The following is an 18,971-nucleotide window of genomic DNA, read 5'->3' as shown; positions in this document are numbered from 1 at the left end:
AAACCCATCCTGTGTTTTTTTGGCGCCATTTGGCAGGGGATCACTGGGCATGCCTGCGGATTCGCACCGAATCGTACGAACGACCCCACGCGGCATAGTGACCCCACGGTCCCCATGACGATTCAGGGACCGTTTTGCAATGGCGAACACGGCTAGCTGCGCAGCAAGATGGCGTGGATGACGGATTTCCCGGCATTTTATTATCAAAAACCCCGCCCGGATTGCGCCGGACGGGGGTTTTCGAATCCGCTTCAGGTGGTCGAAGGGCGGTTTCAGGCCGCTCCGCTCATGCGCTGCAGCGTGGCGAGCGCCGCGCGCAGGGCGCGCTCGGTGGCCTCCGGATCGTTGCGCGGGGCGTCGAAGGGGCGTTCCTCATAGTCCGCCGGAGCTTCGCCGGTGGGGTCGGGGAGAAGGACCGGGCGGCCGAACGGCGCGAATTCCTGGCTTTCCTCCTGGATTTCCTCGGCGGAGTCCACCGGGGTGGCATGGGCGATCTCGTCGCCTGCCTCGTCGGGGTCGCCGAACTGGAGGAACGGCTTGCGGACGGCTGCGTGACGCGAAAGATTGAACAGCGAGGCATAGCCCTGCTGCAGGACCGAGTCCTCTTCCTCGTCTTCAGCGGCTTCCGGTTCCGCCTCGAAGGCGGTGTGCGGGAACGGGCTGCTGGGGAAGGGGATGGCCGCGTGCGGGTCGAAGCGCTCGTCAAAGCCCGGGCGCTCTTCGCTCGAGGTGAGGCCGATGTGGCGGGGCGGAACAAAGCCTTCCAGCGGCTCGACGGCATCGTCGATCGGATCGAGCGCGATCGGGCGCAGCGCGCTGGGTACGGCGGCGGGCCACGACGGGGCGGGTTCCGGCGGATGAGCGTCTACGTAACCGTCCTTCGCTTCCGGCTCGGCCTCGACGATCGGCGCGGCGAATGGCGTGACGATGGCCTGCGGGATCACGGCGGCTGCCTCGGCGGCGCGGCGCGCATCCTCGCGGCGGCGCTCCATGGCGAGCGCGAGGCGTTCGAGCAGCTCGACCTGCGACAGCGAGCCGAGGTCGGCATCGGCGATGCGGGCGCTCGACCGCGGTTCCTCCACGGCATCAACGAAAGTTTCGACCGGAGCTTCCGGTTCCGCTTCGAAGGGAGCCGCGAAGGGCGCGGGCTCTTCGTGGAAAGCGACGATCTCGATGCCGGAGGGCGCTTGGTCAGAAGGCGATTCTTTCGCAGCAGGTGCCGCGAAGGCCGGTACGGACCACGCAGGCGCTTCTTCCGCTTCGAATTCGGCCTCGGGCGTGTCCCAGTCGCCTTGCGGCAGGCGCGGCAGCAGCTTGAAGCCGGGCGCGGCCCTTTCGAGGCTGGAAGTGGCGCCGGCCAGAGGATCTTCGACCGTTTCCGGCGCCGCATCGGCCTTTACGTCGCTGCGGGGCGAGAATTCACGTGAATAGGCTTCGAACAGACGGCTGCCGACGGGCGCTTCGACGTATTCGCGAGCGGCCTCCTCGGCGGCGTCGAGTTCGGCCTTGAAGATCTGTGCGCCGGGAGGCGTCGTGAACACGCCGCGATCGGCGCCGAACGTCGATTCGGGCTCGCGCCAGGCGGTTTCGGCATCGAGCCATGCAGGCAGGTTGTCGTCCTCGTCGGCATCGTCGGCGGTGCTGTCGATGGCGGCGGCTTCCACCGGGCGACGGAACACGGGCTGGTCGTGGCCTTCGTCGAAGCTGTCGATGTCGAAATCGGCGACGTTGAGGATGCGAGGGTCGGTCGGTGCGCCGGGCAGCGGTGCGTGCTCTTCGGCGACGGGGGCTGCTTCGGGCTCGATGGCGAGGGCACGGCGGCGACGCGCGGTCGGCGCAGGTGCGGCGGCGGCCTGCTCGATCTCATCGCCTTCGGCGGCGTCGGTTGCGGGCAGGGCGGCGGGGCGGGCGATGCGCCGGGCGATCAGGCCGCCGATCGCAGCGCCGAGGCCGGTCATGCCGAGCGCCAGCAGGATGCGCATGGTCGTGCCGAGCGGCGGCGCGGCCATCGGGATCACCTTGTCGATGCCAAGCGCCAGCACCAGTCCCTCGATCGTCGAGGAGCTGACGATCACGCTGCCAAGCCCGGCGAGCGCGCCGAACCACAGTGCGACGATCGCCGGGAACAGCGGGTGGCGCGTGATCGGCTGTCCGCCGGTTCCCGCGTTGGCGCCCGCGCCCTCGGTGCCGCTCTCGATGGTGAGCTTGGTGTCGGCCACTGCATTACCCTTATGTCTTGAACCGGGACCTGTGCTCACGCGGCGGCTCCCAGCCCTGCTTGATCGGTCTTTGCTGCCAGCATTTGGTAAACGAGAGGATAACGACGGGCATTCTCGGCCCAATCGTGCCGGGTTTCCACGTGCTTGCGGCCCGCAATCCGGTAGGATTCCCACTCGTCACGGGCATCGAGCAGCCGTGCCAGCGACTCGGCGCAGGCGGATGCATCGTCGGGGGTGAACAGCACTCCGGTCAAGCCGTCGGTGACAAGCTCGCGGTGGCCGCCCACGTCGCTGGCAGCGACGAGCTTGCCCTGTGCCATCGCCTCGAGAGGTTTGAGCGGCGTGACGAGGTCGGTCAGGCGGCTCTTCTTGCGCGGGTAGGCCATGACGTCGCACAGCGCGTAGTAGCGGTCCACCTCGTGGTGCGGAACGCGGCCGACGAAGTGGATGGCCCCGGCTGCGGGCGAGGCTGCCGCCTGTGCGCGCAGGGCCTCCTCGCGCGGGCCGCCGCCGACCATCAGCAGCTTGGCGCGCGGCTGGCGGGCAACGAGAGCGGGCATCGCGTCGATCAGGACGTCGAGTCCTTCGTAGTCATAGAAGCTGCCGATGAAACCGATCACGGGGCCGTCGAAGCCGAGCTGCGCGGCAAACGCCTCGTCACGCGGCAGCGGCGTGCCGAACAGGGCAAGGTCGACGCCATTGGGCATGACGGTGATCTTGTCCTCGGGAATCCCGCGCGTGGCGAGGTCGGCGCGCAGCCCCTCGCAGATCGTCACCACCGCGTCGGCCTTGCGCACCACATGCGTTTCGAGCGCATGGGTGAGGCGGTATTTGAGCGAACCCTCGCTGCCGGTGCCGTTGCCGACGGCGGCGTCCTCCCAAAAAGCGCGAATCTCGTAGACGAGGGGAATGCCGTACTTGCGGGCGACCTTGAGCGCGGCCTGTCCGCACAGGACCGGCGAATGGGCGTGGATGACGTCGGGACGCCACTGCTGCACCACCTTCTCGATTCCCGCCGCGAACAGGGCGATCTCACGCCACTCGCGCACGACCGGAGGGCCTGAAACCTTACTGCCGACGCGGTGGAACAGGAGTCCCTCGTGTTCCTCGACCACCTCGTCGCCCTCGTTATAGCGCGGGCCGGTCACGCCGCGCACGTCGAGGCCCAGCGCCTGCTGCGCTTTCAGGATCGCGCGCGTGCGGAAGGTATAGCCGCTGTGGATCGGCAGCGAATGGTCGAGCACGTGAAGAATGCGGGTCATAAGCTGCATTTCCTAGCGGGGAACGCTTAACGCGCCGTCAACTTGGCGCTGCTAACGCGGCTGTCGATGGTCGACATCCTTGCCCTTGCCATATCGCACGGACTGCTGCTGCTCGCCGCATGGCGCTTGCTGTGGCGGCCCGACCTCGATTCGGAAGGGGGCGATTCGAAGGCCCGTCCGCGCCGCAAGCCCGGCACGCCGATGCGCGTCAATCGGGCGGCGGGTGAAGAGGATGCGCACGGCGATGCTTAACCTCGCGCTGACCGGCTTTTTCGCGGCGATGATGCTGCTCGGCTTCAAGCGGCCGTTCCTCTGGGTGCTGTGCTACCTCTACGTCGACATCGTCGCGCCGCAGATCATCTCGTGGGGTTTCCTGACGCGCCTGCCGATCTCGCTGATCGCCTTTTCGGCGGCGTTCCTCGGCTGGCTGGTGTTCGACGACAAGCGCGATTCGCGCTTCAGCTGGCGGCAGGGCCTGATCGGCGTGCTGCTGCTCTATTGCGCCATGACCACGTTCACGGCCGACTATCCCGAGGAAGCGCTGACCAAGTGGTCGTGGGTGTGGAAGGCGCTGGTCTTCGCGCTGTTCCTGCCGCTGACCTTGCGCACGCGCCTGCGAATCGAGGCGGTGGCGCTGGCGATGGTGCTTTCGGCGAGCGCGCTGATCATCGACGGCGGGCTGAAGACGGCGATGGGCGGCGGCGGTTACGGCAGCCTCATCATCTTCGTGGAGAACAACACCGGGCTCTATGAGGGCTCGATCATCTCCTGCGTCGCCATCGCGCTGATTCCGGTGGCGGTGTGGCTGGCGCGATATGGCACGATCTTTCCGCCCGACTGGAAGGTCTGGCTGTTCACCGGTGCGCTGATCTTCGCCTGCTCACTGATCCCGATCGGCACGCAGGCGCGCACCGGCCTCGTCTGCCTGGCGATCCTGTTCGGACTCTATCTGCGCACGGCGAAGAATCGGGTGCTGATCTCGGCGGGCATGGCTTTGGCGCTGGTGGTAGTCGTGCCGTTTCTGCCGCAATCCTACATGCAGCGCATGAACACGATCGAGGACCACAAGTCCGACCAGTCCGCCAGCACCCGAATCGGCGTGTGGAAGTGGACGCTGGGCTATGTGAAGGACCATCCGATGGGCGGCGGCTTCGAGGTCTACCTGTCCAGCAAGGTCGCCTACGACACCGTCTCCAGCCAGACCACCGGCAGCAACGTGACGATCACCCGCACCCCCGTCGTCGAGACCGGCCGCGCGTTCCACTCCAGCTACTTCGAGATGCTGGGCGAGCAGGGCATCCCCGGCTTCGCGCTGTGGCTGCTGCTGCAGCTTTCGGGCGTGGTGCAGATGGAGATGATCCGCCGTCGCTGGAAGAATCGCAAGGAACCCGACGAAGCCTGGGCCGCACCGCTCGCGGTGGCGCTGCAACTGGCGCAGGTCGTCTACATGATCGGCTCGCTGTTCGTCGGCATCGCCTTCCAGCCGTTCATCCTGATGCTGATCGGGCTGCAGTGCGGGCTGTGGAGCTACCTCAAGCGCATCGAGCGCCCGGCCGAGCGCGTGCGCCGTGGCCGTCAGCCGATGCAGGTAGCGAAGGCCGTGGCGGGTTAAGAATCGGCCCGCCTCGAATCGTTTGCATTTTCTTGCGCGGCTTCCTTAACATTAACCACCGTCCGCCGTTCTGGTGAGCAATGGCGCGGTTCGCGCGCCGTCACGCCGGAAACCACGTTTGAAATACTTAAGGGAAAATCCGGCGTTTACGACGAATTAACCTTTAACCTTCATTGGTCATATGGTTAATACAACGCAATGTCCGCAAAAGGCTGCGTCAGCCGCGGGCATCGGGGGCAAGAAGGAACCGACCCATGCGAGTGCTGCTGATCGAGGATGAACCGACCACGGCCCGGGCTATCGAGCTCATGCTGACGGCGGAAGGATTCAACGTCTACTCCACCGATCTGGGCGAGGAAGGCCTCGATCTGGGCAAGTTGTACGACTACGACATCATCCTTCTCGACCTCAACCTGCCCGACATGCACGGCTACGACGTGCTGAAGAAGCTGCGCGTCGCCAAGGTGCAGACGCCGGTGCTGATCCTGTCGGGCATCTCCGAGATGGACAGCAAGGTCCGTTCGTTCGGCTTCGGCGCGGACGACTACGTGACCAAGCCGTTCCACCGCGAGGAACTGATCGCTCGCATTCACGCCGTCGTGCGCCGCTCCAAGGGCCATTCGCAGTCGGTCATCCGCACCGGCAAGCTGGTCACCAACCTCGACGCAAAGACGGTCGAGGTCGATGGCGCCCGCGTGCACCTGACCGGCAAGGAATATGCGATGCTGGAACTGCTCTCGCTGCGCAAGGGCACCACGCTGACCAAGGAAATGTTCCTCAACCACCTTTACGGCGGCATGGACGAGCCTGAGCTGAAGATCATCGACGTCTTTATCTGCAAGCTGCGCAAGAAGCTCGCGCATGCCTGCGGCGGCGCCAACTACATCGAGACCGTGTGGGGCCGCGGCTACGTCCTGCGCGATCCGGACGAGGCTGCCGAAGCGGCATAAGCCAGATTACCCTGCACCCCTTGCAGGAACCAAGGCGGCCTGCCCTCTCGAGGGGCGGGCCGTTGTTTTTTGCCCATTCCTCGTTCCGGACTCGATCCGGGACCGGTGACTGTCTTTAGGCGAGCCTTGGCTGCAGGGCGTCTTGCCGAGAGCAAGGCTGTTCACCGCCAGCGGTCCCGGATCAAGTCCGGGACGACGATCACACCAGCAGCGCCACCACCGACAGCAGTGCCGCCGTCACCACGGCATTGAGGGCCATTGCCAGGCTCGCCATCGCGCCGGCCGTCGCGTCCACCTGAAACGCCCGCGCGGTGCCGATCCCGTGTGCGGCAACGCCGAGGGCAAAGCCGCGCGCGCGGTAGTCACCCAGACCGAGCGCATTGAGTAGCGGCGTCGCGACCATCGCGCCGAAGACGCCCGCGAACAGCACGATCACCGCCGCCAGCGCCGGGACGCCGCCAAGCTGTCCCGCCACGGCCATCGCGACGGGCGTGGTGGTCGCCCTCGGCGCGATTGATGCGAGAATCTCGCGCGGCGCGCCGAACAGCGCCAGCACGCCGACCGCGCTGACGATCGAGGTCACCGCGCCCGCACCCAGCGCCAGCACGATCGGTATGGCCAGCCGGCGAATGCGTGCCCGCTCGCGCCAGACCGGCACCGCCAGCCCGACGACTGCCGGGCCGAGCAGGAAGCTGACCGGGAACGTCGCGGCCTTGTATGTCTCGTAGGAGGTGCCGCTCGCCAGCAGCAAGGCGATCAGCACCGGGGTGGTCCAGAGTACCGGATGCAGCAGCGGATGGCGGTCGCAGCGCTTTGATAGGGAGTCGAAGACCTCGAACACGGCCAGCGTGACCGTCAGCCAGAGCAGCGGGCTCGCCAGCAGTGCGGGATCGCTCATGCCTCGCCCTCCGGCGCGAAGCGGGCGAAGGCCCAGCGGAATACCAGCGCCGTCACGATCAGCGTCAGCAGCGTGGAGGCGACCGTGGCCGTCACCAGCCCCACGCCGTACCGCGAAAGAACCGGGCCTTCCTCGATCAGCCCGACGGCGGCGGGCACGAACATGATGGACAGGTGCGCGGTGAGCCAGCCGGTCACCACGGTCAGCGTCGGCCGCTCGCGCGGGACCAGCGCCAGCCATCCGACCAGCAGCACCATGCCGATGACCGCGCCGGGCAGGGGCAGGCCGGTGATTCGATGGATCGCTTCGCCCGCAAGCTGGCAGACGAGGAGGAGGAAGATGGCGCGCAGCATGACCGGGATAAAGCAGGGCGACACATGCTCGGCAATCCGCATTTCGGTCCGCCAAGTTGCGCCGCGCAACTATGCCCGATTGCGAGTCCCGCCCCCCTTGTGTATCGGCGCGCGCCATGACGGCTTACAAATCCGGCGATCCGACCACGCTCAACCGCCTCTACGGCCGCGCCAAGGGCAAACCCCTGCGCGCTGCGCAGCAGAGCCTCGTCGACGACCTGCTCCCGCGTATCTCCATGCCCGAAGACGGCCCGATCACCGCGCAGGTGCTGTTCGGCGACGATCGCCCGCTCCACTTCGAGATCGGTTTCGGCGGCGGCGAGCACATGGCGCAGCGTGCCGACATGCTGCCCGACCACGGATTCATCGGCGCCGAGCCCTTCCTCAACGGCGTGGCGCAGGCGCTTACCCACGTCAGCGGCGACAACGGCGCGCACCCGCCGATCGGCAACGTGCGCATCCATCACGGCGATGCACTGGAAGCGCTGGCGCGCATTCCGGACGGCTCGCTCTCGTTCCTCTACCTGCTGCACCCGGACCCCTGGCCCAAGGCGCGCCACGCCAAGCGCCGGATGATGAACGACGGCCCGGTCGACATGTTCGCCGCCAAGCTCAAGCCCGGCGGCGAGTTCCGCTTCGGCACCGACCACGCGATCTACCTGCGCCACGCGCTGATGGTGATGCAGCGCCACACCGAGCAGTTCGAGTGGCTATGCGAGAAGCCCGGCGATTTTCAGGTCCGTCCGGGCGGTTGGCCGCAGACGCGCTACGAGCACAAGGCGCGTACGGTTTACGGGCATGAGGTCTGGTATTTCCGTTACAGGCGGAAGTAGAAGTCCTGGGGCCATCGCCCCAGACCCCCATACTGTCGTCGCTGCGCGTGCAGTGGCCTTGGGGGACTACGCAACCCCTCCATTCGTCATTGCGAGCGCAGCGAAGCAATCCAGGGCGGTTTATGCGGCCCTGGATTGCTTCGCTGCGCTCGCAATGACGAGATTGGGGATATGCCAGCGGAATTGCGCCGCAGGCTTTATAAGTCTCCCGACGAAGCCTTGGCGGAACGACATCGTTTCGCGCATGACATCGACGGTGTACGGGGTGCAGGGGTGATAAACCCCTGCATGCTCCCCTTCAAATTCAGCCCGTGATCCCCGCAGCCGCCAGCGCCGCCAGCGTGAGAACGTCCGGCGCGATCGCGGTCATCGGCACGATCTGCACCGGCTTTTCCATGCCCAGCAGCATCGGCCCGATCGAGGTCGTTCCGCCGATCTCCTTGAGCAGCTTGGCCGAGATGTTGGCCGACTGCAGACCCGGCATGACCAGCACGTTCGCCGGAGCGGACAGGCGGCAGAACGGGTAGAGTTCCATGATCTTCGGGTTCAGCGCCGCATCGGGGGCCATCTCGCCCTCGTATTCGAAGTCGACCTCCTGCTGGTCGAGCAGCTGGATCGCCTCGCGCGTTGCGTCGAGCCACTTGCCCGCAGGGTTGCCGAAGGTCGAGTAGCTGAGGAAGGCGACGCGCGGTTCGTGGCCCAGCTTGCGGGCGACGGCGGCGGTTTCCTTGGCGATGACCACCAGTTCCTCGGCGGTGGGGCGCTCGTTGATGGTGGTGTCGGCCATGAAGACGGTGTGGTTCTTGCCGACCATCATGTGAATGCCACAGGGCAGTTCGCCCTCGGCCGGGTCGAGCACGCGGCGCACTTCCTTCATCGACTGCGCGAAGGGCCGGGTCATGCCCGTCACCATCGCATCGCCGACGCCCAGCTTGAGCAGGCCGGAGGCGAAGATGTTGCGGTCGGTGTTGCACATGCGCTGCACGTCGCGCTTCAGGAAGCCGCGGCGCTGCAGGCGGTCGTAGAGCATCTCCACCATCGGCTGGACGTGCTCGGACACCATCGAGTTCTCGATGTGGAAGCTCTCGGGGTTGGGCACGCCGAGGTCCGCCATCCGGTCGAGGATGGTCTGGGTGCGGCCCACCAGGATCGGCTCGCCGTAGCCGAAGTCGCGGTACTGGATCGCGGCGCGCAGGACGACTTCGTTGTCGGCCTCGGCGAAGATCACGCGCTTGGGGTTGGCTTTCAGCTGCTCGTAGACGCGCGTGAGGACCGAGGTGGTCGGGTTGAGGCGGGCCTTGAGCTGGTCGCGGTAGGCTTCGAAGTCCTCGATCGGCTTCTGGGCAACGCCTGAATCCATCGCGGCCTTGGCCACGGCCATCGGCACCACTTCCATCAGGCGCGGATCGAAAGGAGCAGGGATGATGTAGTCGCGGCCGAACTGCTGCGTCTCGCCGCCGTAGGCCGCCGCGACGTCCTCGTGGACCTGCTCGCGCGCCAGTTCGGCGATGGCGGTGGCGGCGGCGATCTTCATCTCCTCGTTGATCGCGGTCGCCCGCACGTCGAGCGCGCCGCGGAAGATGAAGGGGAAGCCGAGCACATTGTTGACCTGGTTCGGGTAGTCCGAACGGCCGGTGGCGACGATCGCGTCGGGGCGCACCGCCTTGGCGTCGGGCGGGGTGATCTCCGGGTCCGGGTTGGCCATCGCGAAGATGATCGGCTCGGGCGCCATCGACTTGACCATCTCGGGCGTGATCGCGCCCTTGGCCGAGAGGCCGAGGACGACATCGGCGCCGACGAGGGCTTCGGTCAGCGTGCGCTTGTCGGTCGAGACGGCGTGGGCGGACTTGAACTGGTCCACGCGCTCGCGGCCCGGGTAGATGACGCCGCGCGTGTCGCACACCAGCACGTTCTCATGCTTTACGCCCATGGACTTGATGAGCGAGGTGCAGGCCAGCGCCGAGGCGCCCGCGCCGTTTACCACGACCTTGATCTCGTCCAGCTTGCGACCGGTGATGAGGCAGGCGTTGATGAGGCCCGCCGCCGCGATGATCGCGGTGCCGTGCTGGTCGTCGTGCATGACCGGGATGTTCATGCGTTCGCGCAGGGTCTGCTCGATGATGAAGCATTCCGGCGCCTTGATGTCTTCAAGGTTGATGCCGCCGAAGCTGGGTTCCATCATCGCGATCGCCTCGATCAGCGCATCGGTGTCCTCGCTGGCGAGTTCGATGTCGATCGAATCGACGTCGGCGAAGCGCTTGAACAGGACCGCCTTGCCTTCCATCACCGGCTTCGACGCCAGCGCGCCGAGGTTGCCCATGCCCAGGATCGCGGTGCCGTTTGAGATCACGGCCACGAGGTTGCCCTTGGCGGTGTAGTCGTAGGCGGTGGCGGGATCGTCGGCGATGGCCTGCACCGGCACGGCGACGCCCGGCGAATACGCGAGGCTGAGGTCGCGCTGGGTGGCCATCGGCTTGGAGGCGATGATCTCGATCTTACCCGGGCGCTGGGTCTGGTGGTAGAACAGCGCCTCGCGATCGGTGAACTGGACCTTGGACTTATCGGACAAAGCTTGATCTCCCCAGATTTGCCAGAGGCCCTAACGGATGAAATCGCGACGCGATAGGGGAAAGGATGTCCCACCCCGCTTCCCAAAATGACAGGTGCGCCGCTAACGCTGCTGGCATGACTTCCGGCGCGACTCCGATGATGGCGCAGTACCTTGCGCTGCGCGAAGAGGCAGGTGACTGCCTGCTGTTCTATCGCATGGGCGACTTCTTCGAGCTGTTCTTCGAGGACGCGAAGACGGCGAGCCAGGTGCTCGACATCGCGCTGACCACGCGCGGCGAGCATCTGGGGCAGCCGATCCCGATGTGCGGGGTGCCGGTGCACGCGGCCGAGGGCTACCTCGCGCGGCTCATCAAGGCAGGCTGCCGCGTCGCCATCGCCGAGCAGACCGAGACCCCCGCCGAAGCCACGGAACGCGCCCGCAGGGAAGGCCGCGCCTCCAAGTCGCTGGTCGCGCGCGGCATCGTGCGCTTCGTCACGGCGGGCACGCTGACCGAGGAATCGCTGCTCGAGCCGCGCCGCGCCAATGTGCTGGCGGCCGCGTGCGAGGTTCGCGGGATCGTCGGCATCGCGGCTTGCGACATCTCCACCGGCCGCATGGAACTGGAAGAGTGCGCGCCCGAGCGGCTGGCGGCGGCGCTGGCCCGGCTGGGCGCGAGCGAGCTGGTGGTGCCCGAGGGCTGGGATCAGGCTCCCGATGGCGCCATCGGGCGCGGCGGCCACGAATTCTCCTCCGACGGCGGCGAGGAGCGGCTGAAGCTGGTCCACGGCGTAGCCACGCTCGACGGCTTCGGGGCCTTCACGCGGGCGATGCTCGCGGCTGCGGGGGGGCTCATCGCCTATCTCGACCATGTCGGGCGGGGCAAGCTGCCGCTGCTGCTCCCGCCAGAGGCGCGCGCAAGCGACGCCGCACTGGCGATGGACGAAGCCACGCGCGCCAGCCTCGAAATCCTCGAAGCCTCAAGCGGCGGACGCAAGGGCAGCCTCATCGACGCGATCGACCGCTGCGTCACCGGCGCGGGCGCGCGCCAGCTGGCGGACGATCTTTCCGCGCCGCTGACCGACCGCATGGCGATCGCCGAGCGGCTGGAACTGGTCGAATGGCTCCACGGCGATGCGCTGCTGCGCGAGGACATGCGCGCGGCGCTGCGGGCACTGCCCGACGTGGGCCGCGCGCTCGGTCGCGTAGTGGCGGGGCGCGGCTCTCCGCGCGATCTCGGCCAGCTGCGGGATGGCTTGAGCGGTGCACGCCGGATCGCCGACCGGCTGGGGCAGATGGATGACGTGCCGGTGCTGCTGGACCAGGTGCTGCCCGATCTTGGCGGGCATGGCGCACTGGTCGATCACTTCTCGCGCGCGCTGGTGGAGACGCCTCCGACCGAACGCGGGCAGGGCGGCTACATCGCCAGTGGCTATGATGCCTCGCTCGACGAACTGCGCGTGATGTCGGGCAATGCCCGCCGTGCCATCGCTGCGCTGGAGGCCAAGTACCGCGAGGATACCGGCGTCGCCTCGCTCAAGATCAAGCATAACAACGTGCTCGGCTACTTCATCGAGGTTGCCCAGCGGCATTCCGACCGGCTGATGGAGCCCGACAGCGGCTTCTCGCACCGCCAGACGATGGCAGGCGCGATGCGCTTCAACGCGCTGGCGCTGCACGAGGAAGCCGCGCGCATCACCGAGGCGGGCGGCCATGCCCTCGCGGCGGAGGATGCGCATTTCGAGACGCTGGTGGCCGAGGCCGTCGCCGCACGGCGGGAGATCGCCCGCACCGCCGCCGCGCTGGCCCGCATCGATGTTGCCGCCGGTCAGGCCGAACGCGCCGCCGAGGGCAACTGGACGCGCCCGCAAGTGGTCGATGGCCTTGCGCTGGAGATCGAGGGCGGGCGGCATCCGGTGGTGGAAGCGGCCCTGAAGGCGCAGGGCGAACGTTTTGTGGCGAACGACTGCCGCCTCGCCAGCCATAACCGGCTCTGGCTGATCGGCGGCCCGAACATGGGCGGTAAATCGACCTTCCTGCGCCAGAACGCGCTGATCGTGCTGCTCGCGCAGGCAGGCGGCTTCGTGCCCGCCAAGGCGGCGCGGATCGGCATGGTCGACCGCCTGTTCAGCCGCGTCGGCGCTTCGGACAACCTCGCGCGGGGGCGTTCGACCTTCATGGTCGAGATGGTGGAAACCGCCGCCATCCTTGCGCAGGCGAGCGAGCGCAGCTTCGTGATCCTCGACGAAGTCGGGCGCGGCACGTCCACCTACGACGGCCTCGCGCTGGCGTGGGCGGTGGCCGAGGCGGTGCACGAAACCAACCGCTGCCGCTGCCTTTTCGCCACGCACTATCACGAGATGGCGCGGCTGGCGGAGACCTGCGAGGCGCTCTCGCTCCACCACGTCCGCGCGCGCGAGTGGAAGGGCGATCTCGTCCTCCTCCACGAACTGGCCGAGGGTCCGGCGGACCGCAGCTACGGCCTCGCCGTGGCGCGGTTGGCGGGCGTTCCGCCCAAGGTCATCAGCCGGGCGAAGTCGGTGCTGGAAAAGCTGGAGAAGGGCCGCGCCGAAACCGGGGGCCTCGCGGCGGGCCTCGGCGACCTGCCGCTGTTCGCCGCCGCTGAGGCGACCCGCGAGGAGGAGTGCGATACCTTGCGCGACAAGCTGCGTGACATGGACGTGGATGCGCTGTCTCCGCGCGATGCGCTGGAAATCCTCTACGACCTCAAGCGCGAGGCAGGCACGGAGTCTTAACCTCTCGCTGTTATCCCGTCGGCATGTTCGGCACCAAGATCACGCATGTTTTTCGCAGCCGCTGGCATGCGCTGATGTGGTCGGCGGGAGTGCTCGCAACGGCCTATTGCAGCATTCCGACGCCGGATAATGGCGATACGGGCACCGACTCCGCCGCCCAGCAACAGGCGCAGGCGGAGCAGGCTCAGCAGGCCATGGCGGCATGGTCCAACGCGACCGGCGGAAAATGAGATGGCGCTGTCCCGGGGGTGATCAGGGGCAGGCTGGCCTAAAGCGTATTTTCCAGAATGGTTCTTCCGAACCTCCATCACTGTCATTCCCGCGAAGGCGGGAATCCATCTCCCGAGAGTGCCTGCTGCGCGAGAATCAGCTGGGTCCCCGCCTTCGCGGGGATGACGGCCGGTGTCTTGTCCGATGTCGCCTCGTCTAAAAGGCCGCGAGCGACCCCCGGATCAGTTTCAACACCGTCTTAAGAATCGTCGTCGCTGAATTCCGGGTCGGCCGCATTGTCCTTGCCGTAGCGGCTTTCGAGATCGTCCATCGTTTCCTCGCCGTCGTAGGCGGACATGTCGATGGTGCCGCTGGTGTCCATCTGGTTCATGTGATCGACGATGTCCTGAACGTCGTCCTCACCCTGAATACCGCCCTTGGCCTTGTCGCTGTAGCCGAGGCCCTTGGCACCGCGCGCCTGCGCCTGTTCGGCGATGGTCTGTGCCTGCGCGGCTTCGTCTTCCTGCTCGTCGTTCACCGTTTCCGGGGCGAGGTCGTCGGGGCGGTCGGTCATTTTGGGATTCTCCTTCGTCTGGTGAAACGAGTAGGAGAACGGGGAGGTTCCAAAGAGGAATCTGGGGCCATCGCCCCAGACCCCCGAACTGTCGTCGTTGCGCGCGCAGCCGCGTCAGTCTTACATTGCGCCGCAGGCTATAATGTCTTCCGACGCCGCGTCAGTGAGTGACGCAGCTACGCGCGTGATCTCGGCAGTTTACGGGGTGCAGGGGTGGTAAACCCCTGCTTTATCCCTTTTGCAGATTACCGCGAAGGAACCGGCGTCTCGCCGGAATAATCGTAGAACCCCTTGCCCGACTTGCGGCCGTACCAGCCTGCTTCGACGTACTTCTGCAGCAGCGGCGCGGGGCGGTATTTCGGGTCGCCGGTGGTCGAGTGGAAGACCTTCATGATCTCGAGCAGGGTGTCGAGGCCGACGAAGTCCGCCAGCGTCAGCGGTCCCATCGGGTGGTTGAGGCCGATCTTGCAGCCGGCGTCGATATCCTCGACCGAGCCGATGCCGGCGCCGAGCACGAAGATCGCTTCGTTCAGCATCGGGCACAGGATGCGGTTGACGACGAAGCCGGGTTCGTCGCCCGCGAGCACCACGGTCTTGCCCAGTTTCTCGCCGAACGCCTTCATGCGGTCGATGGTGTCCTGCGAGGTGGCGAGGCCGGGGATCACTTCGACCAGGCCCATCAGCGGGACCGGGTTGAAGAAGTGCAGGCCGCAGAAGCGCGCGGCGTCGGGCGAGCTGGCGGCCATGCGGGTGATCGGGATCGAGCTGGTGTTGGACGCCATGATGGCGCCCGCGCCGAGCACCTTGCCGGCGGCTTCGAAGATCTTGTGCTTGATGTCCTCGCGCTCGGTGGCGGCTTCGATGATGAGGTCGCAGGCCGACATTGCGGAGTAGTCGGCAGCGGGGGTGATGCGGGCGAGCAGCGCGTCGGCGTCGGCCTGGATGATCTTTTCCTTGGCGACCAGCTTGGCCAGGCCCTTGGCGATGCCGGCCTTGCCCTTTTCGGCGTTCTCGAGGCTGACGTCCGTGAGGATCACGTCCATGCCCTTGCTCGCCACGGTCTGGGCGATGCCCGACCCCATGATGCCTGCGCCGATGATGCCGACTGACTGCACTGCCAAACTCCTCTGTCGTTTAACCGGGCGCTTAACACCTCGGGATCGCGGAGGGAACCTAGCGGTTTTGTCCCGGCACCCAAAGCACGTCATCGGCGCCGTCGCGATTGACCGCACGGGCGAGGACGAAGAGGTAGTCGCTCAACCGATTGAGATAGCCGAGCGCGGCGGGGTTCACGGCATCGGTCGCGGCGAGCGCGGTGGCGCGACGTTCGGCGGCGCGGGCAGAGGCGCGGGCGACGTGGACGCGCGCGGCGGCCTCGCTCCCGCCGGGCAGGATGAAGCTGCGCAGGGGGGAGAGGTTTTCGTTGATCGCGTCGATGGCATTTTCGAGCCAGACGACTTGTGCGGGGACGATGCGCAGGGTCATCTCGCCGGGGGTGAAGTCGGTGCCCGGTGTTGCCAGATCAGCGCCAAGGTCGAACATGTCGTTCTGGATGTGAGTGAGCGTAGGGGCGTGTTGAGTGCCGGTGAGTGCCGCTATGGCCACCCCTATCGCACAGTTCGCCTCATCCACGGCACCGATCGCCTCCATGCGCGCAGCATGCTTGGGCAGGCGCGAGCCATCGACGAGGCCGGTGGTGCCGTCATCGCCGGTGCGGGTGTAGATCTTGTTGAGCCGGACCAAGGATCAGCGCGCCATGGCCAGGAGCAGCGCACAGACCAGCACGGCGGCGGCCTGATACTTGATGCGGTTGAACATCATCTTGTTCTGCAGCAACTGGTTAGCCGACGGGCCGGTGGCGTTCGGGTCGCGGTGCAGGTCTTCCTTCGTGCTGTTCATGAAGGCGACGATGCCGCGCACGAGGCTGACGATCACCATGACCACCAGCACGAGGATTACGGGCACGAGAATGTAGCTCATGGCGCGTGGTGTAACCCTTGCGAGAACGAAAGGCCAGCGGGCAGCACGCCGGTGCGCAATGCCTCGGCGATGGCGCGGCCGTCCTCCCCGGCGCGGCGGCGGTCGGCGAGCGAGGGGGCGCCGCGCCGCTTGGCCAGCTTGCGTCCGTCCGGCTCGATGAGCAGCGGATGGTGGAGCCAGGTCGGCACCGGCAGGCCGAGCAGCGCCTGCAGCAGCCGGTGCACGTGGCTTGCCGGGAACAGGTCCATGCCGCGGGTAACGAGGGTTACGCCATCCGTCGCATCATCCAGCGTGACGGCGAGATGGTAGCTGGCGGGAAGGTCCTTGCGCAGCAGTACGACATCGCCGAAAATCTGCGGGGTAGCGGCCTGCGATCCGGCGCCTTCGTCCCGCCATTCGAGCGGGCCGGTGAGTGTCATCGCCTTCGTTACGTCGAGGCGCCATGCGGCATTCTCGGGATCGACTTCCCGGTGTCGGCAGGTTCCCGGATACACCGGGCCGTCTGGTCCGACCTGCGTGGCGGCGGCGGCGATTTCGGCGCGGGTGCAGGTGCAGGGGTAGAGCAGGCCCATCGCCTTCAGCTGCTCTCCGGCGGAGGCATGACTGGCCAGCCGGTGGGACTGGAACACCGCCTCGCCGTCCCATTCGAGGCCCAGCCATGCGAGATCGCGGAAGAATTCCTCCACGAACTCCGGGCGACTGCGTTCGCCATCGATGTCTTCGATCCGGAGGATGAATTCGCCATCGCGCGCCTTTGCCGTGTCGTGCGCGACGATCGCGGCATAGGCATGGCCGAGGTGCAGCGGGCCGTTGGGGCTGGGGGCGAAGCGGGTGCGCATCGGCTTTGTCCTAGCGTTCGCCGTGCCATCCGCAAACATCCCTGTGGATTGCGGAAGGGCCTCGCGAATCCGCCATCTTGACGCGGACTCCGTCAAGTGCTGGAACTAACGCATGGACTGCCATCAAACCGCAATCCCGGCCTGCGACAGGAGGCCATGCTCAAGTCGGAGCTGATAGAGCGCGCGGCCCGGTTCCGCAGCGCGGAGGGTGATCCCTCCCGAAGTCTTTCAGACTGCCCTGCTCTTGTGCTGAATGCGGATTACACACCGCTATCCTATTATCCGCTCAGCCTTTGGCCTTGGCAGACCGCGATCAAGGCGGTGGTGCTGGAGCGGGTCGATATCGTTTCAAGCTACGAACGCGCCGTACATAGTCCGAACTGGACGATGCAGATCCCCTCGGTAATCGCCCTGCGCCAATACGTGAAACCGAGCGAATTTCCTGCTTTCACTCGCTTCAACCTGTTCCTGCGTGACCGGTTCTCCTGTCAGTATTGCGGCAGCCCGCATAATCTCACTTTCGACCATGTCGTTCCGCGTCGACTGGGCGGGCGGACGAGCTGGGAGAACATCCTTACCGCTTGTGCCCCCTGCAATCTCAAGAAGGGTGGGCGCACGCCCAAGCAGGCGAACATGCCGCCGCTGGTGCCACCGATCCGCCCGACCAGCTGGCAGTTGCAGGAGCGCGGGCGCGGGTTCCCTCCCAACTATCTGCACGAAACCTGGCGCGACTGGCTCTACTGGGATATCGAACTGGAAGAATAAGGCTTCAGAAGCCGAGCATTTCCGGTCGGAACAGCCGCCGCCGCGATACGCGTTTACCTGAAAGCATGAACACTCCGTCGCCGACGTAATGCAGGTATTCCGGCTGTTTTGGCGCAGGACGTGCGCTGATATGCGTTACTTCCAGAATGAACAGGTTGTAGCGCTCTATCGCGCGGTCGTCCCGCAACCGACATTCCAGCTGCGCGTGGCATTGCGGCAGTACCGGGGCATCGACGTCTTGCGCTTCAGCCCTTTCGAGACCGAATGCGGCGAATTTGTCGATTTCCTCGCCGGAGGAATTGCCGACGCGCACTACGGCATCGAGCATGTCGCCGGTCGGAACGTTGAGAACGCACTGGCCTGAGGCGCAAAGCATGTCGAAGCTTCGGCATCCGCGTGAAACAATGCAGCTGATCATCGACGGCGTGCGTTCGAGGACCTGGTGCCAACCCACCGTCATGACATTGTCGTTCCCCGCGTGGCGAGTGGTCAGCAGGACCACCGGCCCGGGTTCGAGGAACTGCCGGGCACGAGAGGCGGGGATGCTTTCGAAGCGCTCTGCTGCAAGCAGGGGCGATGTGGCCAAGATCGGGGGCTCCTGTCGCTGGAGTGGCCCTTGCTCAGCGAATTACATCCATTTCGGTTTCTTTTTGCTGCGATGAACCGTTCAGTGGATGGTTTCAGCCGTTGCAGGCTGCTCGTCGATCCCGGCATCGACGGCCGCGGCGACCGCCACGTCCATGGTGACATTGCCGATCGTCCGCATCAGGTCGGGCAGGACTTCAACTGCGACCAGGACGCCCAGCGGCCAGAGCGGCACGCCCATGGCTGCCGCGATCGGTCCGATCGATGATACGAAGCTGATCGTGCCAGGCAGCGAGACGGCGCCAAAGGTGGTCGCGAAGGCCACGAAGGCGCCGGCAGCGAGTGCTCCGGTCGTGAGTTCCAGTCCTGCTAGCTTTGCCGCATAGACCGCCACGGCCATATTCATCGCCGGGCCGGTGGCGCGAAAAAGCGTGACGGCGAGCGGCAGCACGAACTCCGCAGTCGTCGACGAGACACCCAGCTTACGGCTCGACGCCAGCATGGCTGGCACGGTCGCGATCGAGGACTGGGTGGAAATGGCGACGACCTGTGCAGGCAGCATCGCGGCCGCGAAGGCGGGCAGGCTG

General features: G+C 66.3%; 19 protein-coding genes. 7 read left to right on the top strand and 12 right to left on the bottom strand.

Features of this window, described 5'->3' with window-relative positions:
• Positions 1 to 272 precede the first annotated feature (272 nt).
• On the bottom strand, positions 273 to 2,219 hold the full coding sequence (locus tag LH128_RS24975; RefSeq protein WP_008832476.1) for a hypothetical protein: 1,947 nt from the start codon (positions 2,217 to 2,219) through the stop codon (positions 273 to 275).
• A 35-nt stretch (positions 2,220 to 2,254) separates the two neighbouring features.
• A complete protein-coding gene (locus LH128_RS24970) occupies positions 2,255 to 3,481 on the bottom strand; it encodes a TIGR04063 family PEP-CTERM/XrtA system glycosyltransferase (RefSeq protein WP_008832475.1) in 1,227 nt (408 codons plus the stop codon).
• A gap of 42 nt (positions 3,482 to 3,523) precedes the next feature.
• Between LH128_RS24970 and LH128_RS24965 the strand changes: the two genes are divergently transcribed.
• From LH128_RS24965 to ctrA, 3 genes are all read left to right on the top strand, one after another.
• Positions 3,524 to 3,733, top strand: a complete 210-nt coding sequence (locus LH128_RS24965; protein WP_008832474.1) for a hypothetical protein — start codon at positions 3,524 to 3,526, stop codon at positions 3,731 to 3,733.
• Positions 3,726 to 5,093 (top strand): putative O-glycosylation ligase, exosortase A system-associated, encoded by a 1,368-nt coding sequence (locus LH128_RS24960; RefSeq protein ID WP_037521252.1) that lies wholly within the window; start codon positions 3,726 to 3,728, stop codon positions 5,091 to 5,093. The genes LH128_RS24965 and LH128_RS24960 overlap by 8 nt, the downstream gene beginning before the upstream one ends.
• 254 nt (positions 5,094 to 5,347) lie before the next feature.
• Complete coding sequence (ctrA, locus tag LH128_RS24955; protein ID WP_008832472.1) at positions 5,348 to 6,043, top strand: response regulator transcription factor CtrA; 696 nt, start codon at positions 5,348 to 5,350, stop codon at positions 6,041 to 6,043.
• A 199-nt stretch (positions 6,044 to 6,242) separates the two neighbouring features.
• Here the strand turns inward: ctrA and LH128_RS24950 are convergent, their stop codons facing one another.
• The gene (locus LH128_RS24950) at positions 6,243 to 6,941 is read right to left on the bottom strand and encodes an LrgB family protein (RefSeq protein WP_008832471.1); all 699 of its coding nucleotides are present in this window, start codon (positions 6,939 to 6,941) and stop codon (positions 6,243 to 6,245) included.
• Positions 6,938 to 7,294 carry a CidA/LrgA family protein gene (locus tag LH128_RS24945; RefSeq protein WP_036525740.1) on the bottom strand — a complete coding sequence of 119 codons (357 nt, stop codon included), beginning with the start codon at positions 7,292 to 7,294 and terminating at the stop codon, positions 6,938 to 6,940. Before LH128_RS24945 ends, LH128_RS24950 begins: the two co-directional genes overlap by 4 nt.
• Before the next feature lie 116 nt (positions 7,295 to 7,410).
• Here LH128_RS24945 and trmB point away from each other — a divergent pair, with 116 nt between their 5' ends.
• Positions 7,411 to 8,127 (top strand): tRNA (guanine(46)-N(7))-methyltransferase TrmB, encoded by a 717-nt coding sequence (trmB, locus tag LH128_RS24940; RefSeq protein WP_008832469.1) that lies wholly within the window; start codon positions 7,411 to 7,413, stop codon positions 8,125 to 8,127.
• Between the two features lie 304 nt (positions 8,128 to 8,431).
• Here trmB and LH128_RS24935 read toward each other — a convergent pair whose 3' ends face one another.
• The gene (locus tag LH128_RS24935) at positions 8,432 to 10,696 is read right to left on the bottom strand and encodes an NADP-dependent malic enzyme (protein WP_008832468.1); all 2,265 of its coding nucleotides are present in this window, start codon (positions 10,694 to 10,696) and stop codon (positions 8,432 to 8,434) included.
• 116 nt (positions 10,697 to 10,812) lie between these two features.
• Here LH128_RS24935 and mutS point away from each other — a divergent pair, with 116 nt between their 5' ends.
• Both mutS and LH128_RS24925 read left to right on the top strand, forming a co-directional pair.
• Entirely contained in the window at positions 10,813 to 13,431 is a 2,619-nt protein-coding gene (gene mutS, locus LH128_RS24930; RefSeq protein WP_008832467.1) for a DNA mismatch repair protein MutS, read from the top strand.
• Positions 13,432 to 13,454: 23 nt separating this feature from the next.
• The gene (locus LH128_RS24925; protein WP_008832466.1) at positions 13,455 to 13,661 is read left to right on the top strand and encodes a hypothetical protein; all 207 of its coding nucleotides are present in this window, start codon (positions 13,455 to 13,457) and stop codon (positions 13,659 to 13,661) included.
• Between the two features lie 239 nt (positions 13,662 to 13,900).
• On the opposite strand, the gene LH128_RS24920 is transcribed toward LH128_RS24925, so the two are convergent.
• The 5 genes from LH128_RS24920 to gluQRS all read right to left on the bottom strand — a co-directional run bounded on the left by LH128_RS24920 (position 13,901) and on the right by gluQRS (position 17,034).
• Entirely contained in the window at positions 13,901 to 14,215 is a 315-nt protein-coding gene (locus LH128_RS24920; protein WP_008832465.1) for a hypothetical protein, read from the bottom strand.
• 245 nt (positions 14,216 to 14,460) lie between these two features.
• Positions 14,461 to 15,330, bottom strand: a complete 870-nt coding sequence (locus LH128_RS24915) for a 3-hydroxyacyl-CoA dehydrogenase family protein (RefSeq protein WP_008832464.1) — start codon at positions 15,328 to 15,330, stop codon at positions 14,461 to 14,463.
• A 58-nt stretch (positions 15,331 to 15,388) separates the two neighbouring features.
• On the bottom strand, positions 15,389 to 15,958 hold the full coding sequence (locus tag LH128_RS24910; RefSeq protein WP_008832463.1) for a cob(I)yrinic acid a,c-diamide adenosyltransferase: 570 nt from the start codon (positions 15,956 to 15,958) through the stop codon (positions 15,389 to 15,391).
• 3 nt (positions 15,959 to 15,961) lie between these two features.
• Positions 15,962 to 16,195 carry an HIG1 domain-containing protein gene (locus tag LH128_RS24905; RefSeq protein WP_008832462.1) on the bottom strand — a complete coding sequence of 78 codons (234 nt, stop codon included), beginning with the start codon at positions 16,193 to 16,195 and terminating at the stop codon, positions 15,962 to 15,964.
• Positions 16,192 to 17,034 (bottom strand): tRNA glutamyl-Q(34) synthetase GluQRS, encoded by an 843-nt coding sequence (gluQRS, locus tag LH128_RS24900; protein ID WP_008832461.1) that lies wholly within the window; start codon positions 17,032 to 17,034, stop codon positions 16,192 to 16,194. Before gluQRS ends, LH128_RS24905 begins: the two co-directional genes overlap by 4 nt.
• 156 nt (positions 17,035 to 17,190) lie before the next feature.
• Between gluQRS and LH128_RS24895 the strand changes: the two genes are divergently transcribed.
• Positions 17,191 to 17,799 carry an HNH endonuclease gene (locus tag LH128_RS24895; protein ID WP_008832460.1) on the top strand — a complete coding sequence of 203 codons (609 nt, stop codon included), beginning with the start codon at positions 17,191 to 17,193 and terminating at the stop codon, positions 17,797 to 17,799.
• A 4-nt stretch (positions 17,800 to 17,803) separates the two neighbouring features.
• Here the strand turns inward: LH128_RS24895 and LH128_RS24890 are convergent, their stop codons facing one another.
• Positions 17,804 to 18,301, bottom strand: coding sequence for a flavin reductase family protein (locus LH128_RS24890; RefSeq protein ID WP_231958006.1), 498 nt, complete (start codon positions 18,299 to 18,301; stop codon positions 17,804 to 17,806).
• A 165-nt stretch (positions 18,302 to 18,466) separates the two neighbouring features.
• On the bottom strand, positions 18,467 to 18,971 hold a 505-nt coding region (locus LH128_RS24885), incomplete at its 5' end, for a cation:dicarboxylate symporter family transporter (RefSeq protein WP_008832458.1).

It is taken from the genome of Sphingomonas sp. LH128, from assembly GCF_000293195.2.
GTDB classification, from domain to species: Bacteria; Pseudomonadota; Alphaproteobacteria; order Sphingomonadales; family Sphingomonadaceae; genus Novosphingobium; species Novosphingobium resinovorum_A.
This window is presented reverse-complemented; position numbering and strand designations above follow the sequence as displayed.

Coding starts and splice junctions, on each gene's coding strand:
- LH128_RS24970 (WP_008832475.1), bottom strand. CDS start 3,481: ATGACCCGCATTCTTCACGTGCTCGACCATTCGCTGCCGATCCACAGC.
- LH128_RS24960 (WP_037521252.1), top strand. CDS start 3,726: ATGCTTAACCTCGCGCTGACCGGCTTTTTCGCGGCGATGATGCTGCTC.
- ctrA (WP_008832472.1), top strand. CDS start 5,348: ATGCGAGTGCTGCTGATCGAGGATGAACCGACCACGGCCCGGGCTATC.
- LH128_RS24950 (WP_008832471.1), bottom strand. CDS start 6,941: ATGAGCGATCCCGCACTGCTGGCGAGCCCGCTGCTCTGGCTGACGGTC.
- LH128_RS24945 (WP_036525740.1), bottom strand. CDS start 7,294: ATGCTGCGCGCCATCTTCCTCCTCCTCGTCTGCCAGCTTGCGGGCGAA.
- trmB (WP_008832469.1), top strand. CDS start 7,411: ATGACGGCTTACAAATCCGGCGATCCGACCACGCTCAACCGCCTCTAC.
- mutS (WP_008832467.1), top strand. CDS start 10,813: ATGACTTCCGGCGCGACTCCGATGATGGCGCAGTACCTTGCGCTGCGC.
- LH128_RS24925 (WP_008832466.1), top strand. CDS start 13,455: ATGTTCGGCACCAAGATCACGCATGTTTTTCGCAGCCGCTGGCATGCG.
- LH128_RS24920 (WP_008832465.1), bottom strand. CDS start 14,215: ATGACCGACCGCCCCGACGACCTCGCCCCGGAAACGGTGAACGACGAG.
- LH128_RS24905 (WP_008832462.1), bottom strand. CDS start 16,195: ATGAGCTACATTCTCGTGCCCGTAATCCTCGTGCTGGTGGTCATGGTG.
- gluQRS (WP_008832461.1), bottom strand. CDS start 17,034: ATGCGCACCCGCTTCGCCCCCAGCCCCAACGGCCCGCTGCACCTCGGC.
- LH128_RS24895 (WP_008832460.1), top strand. CDS start 17,191: ATGCTCAAGTCGGAGCTGATAGAGCGCGCGGCCCGGTTCCGCAGCGCG.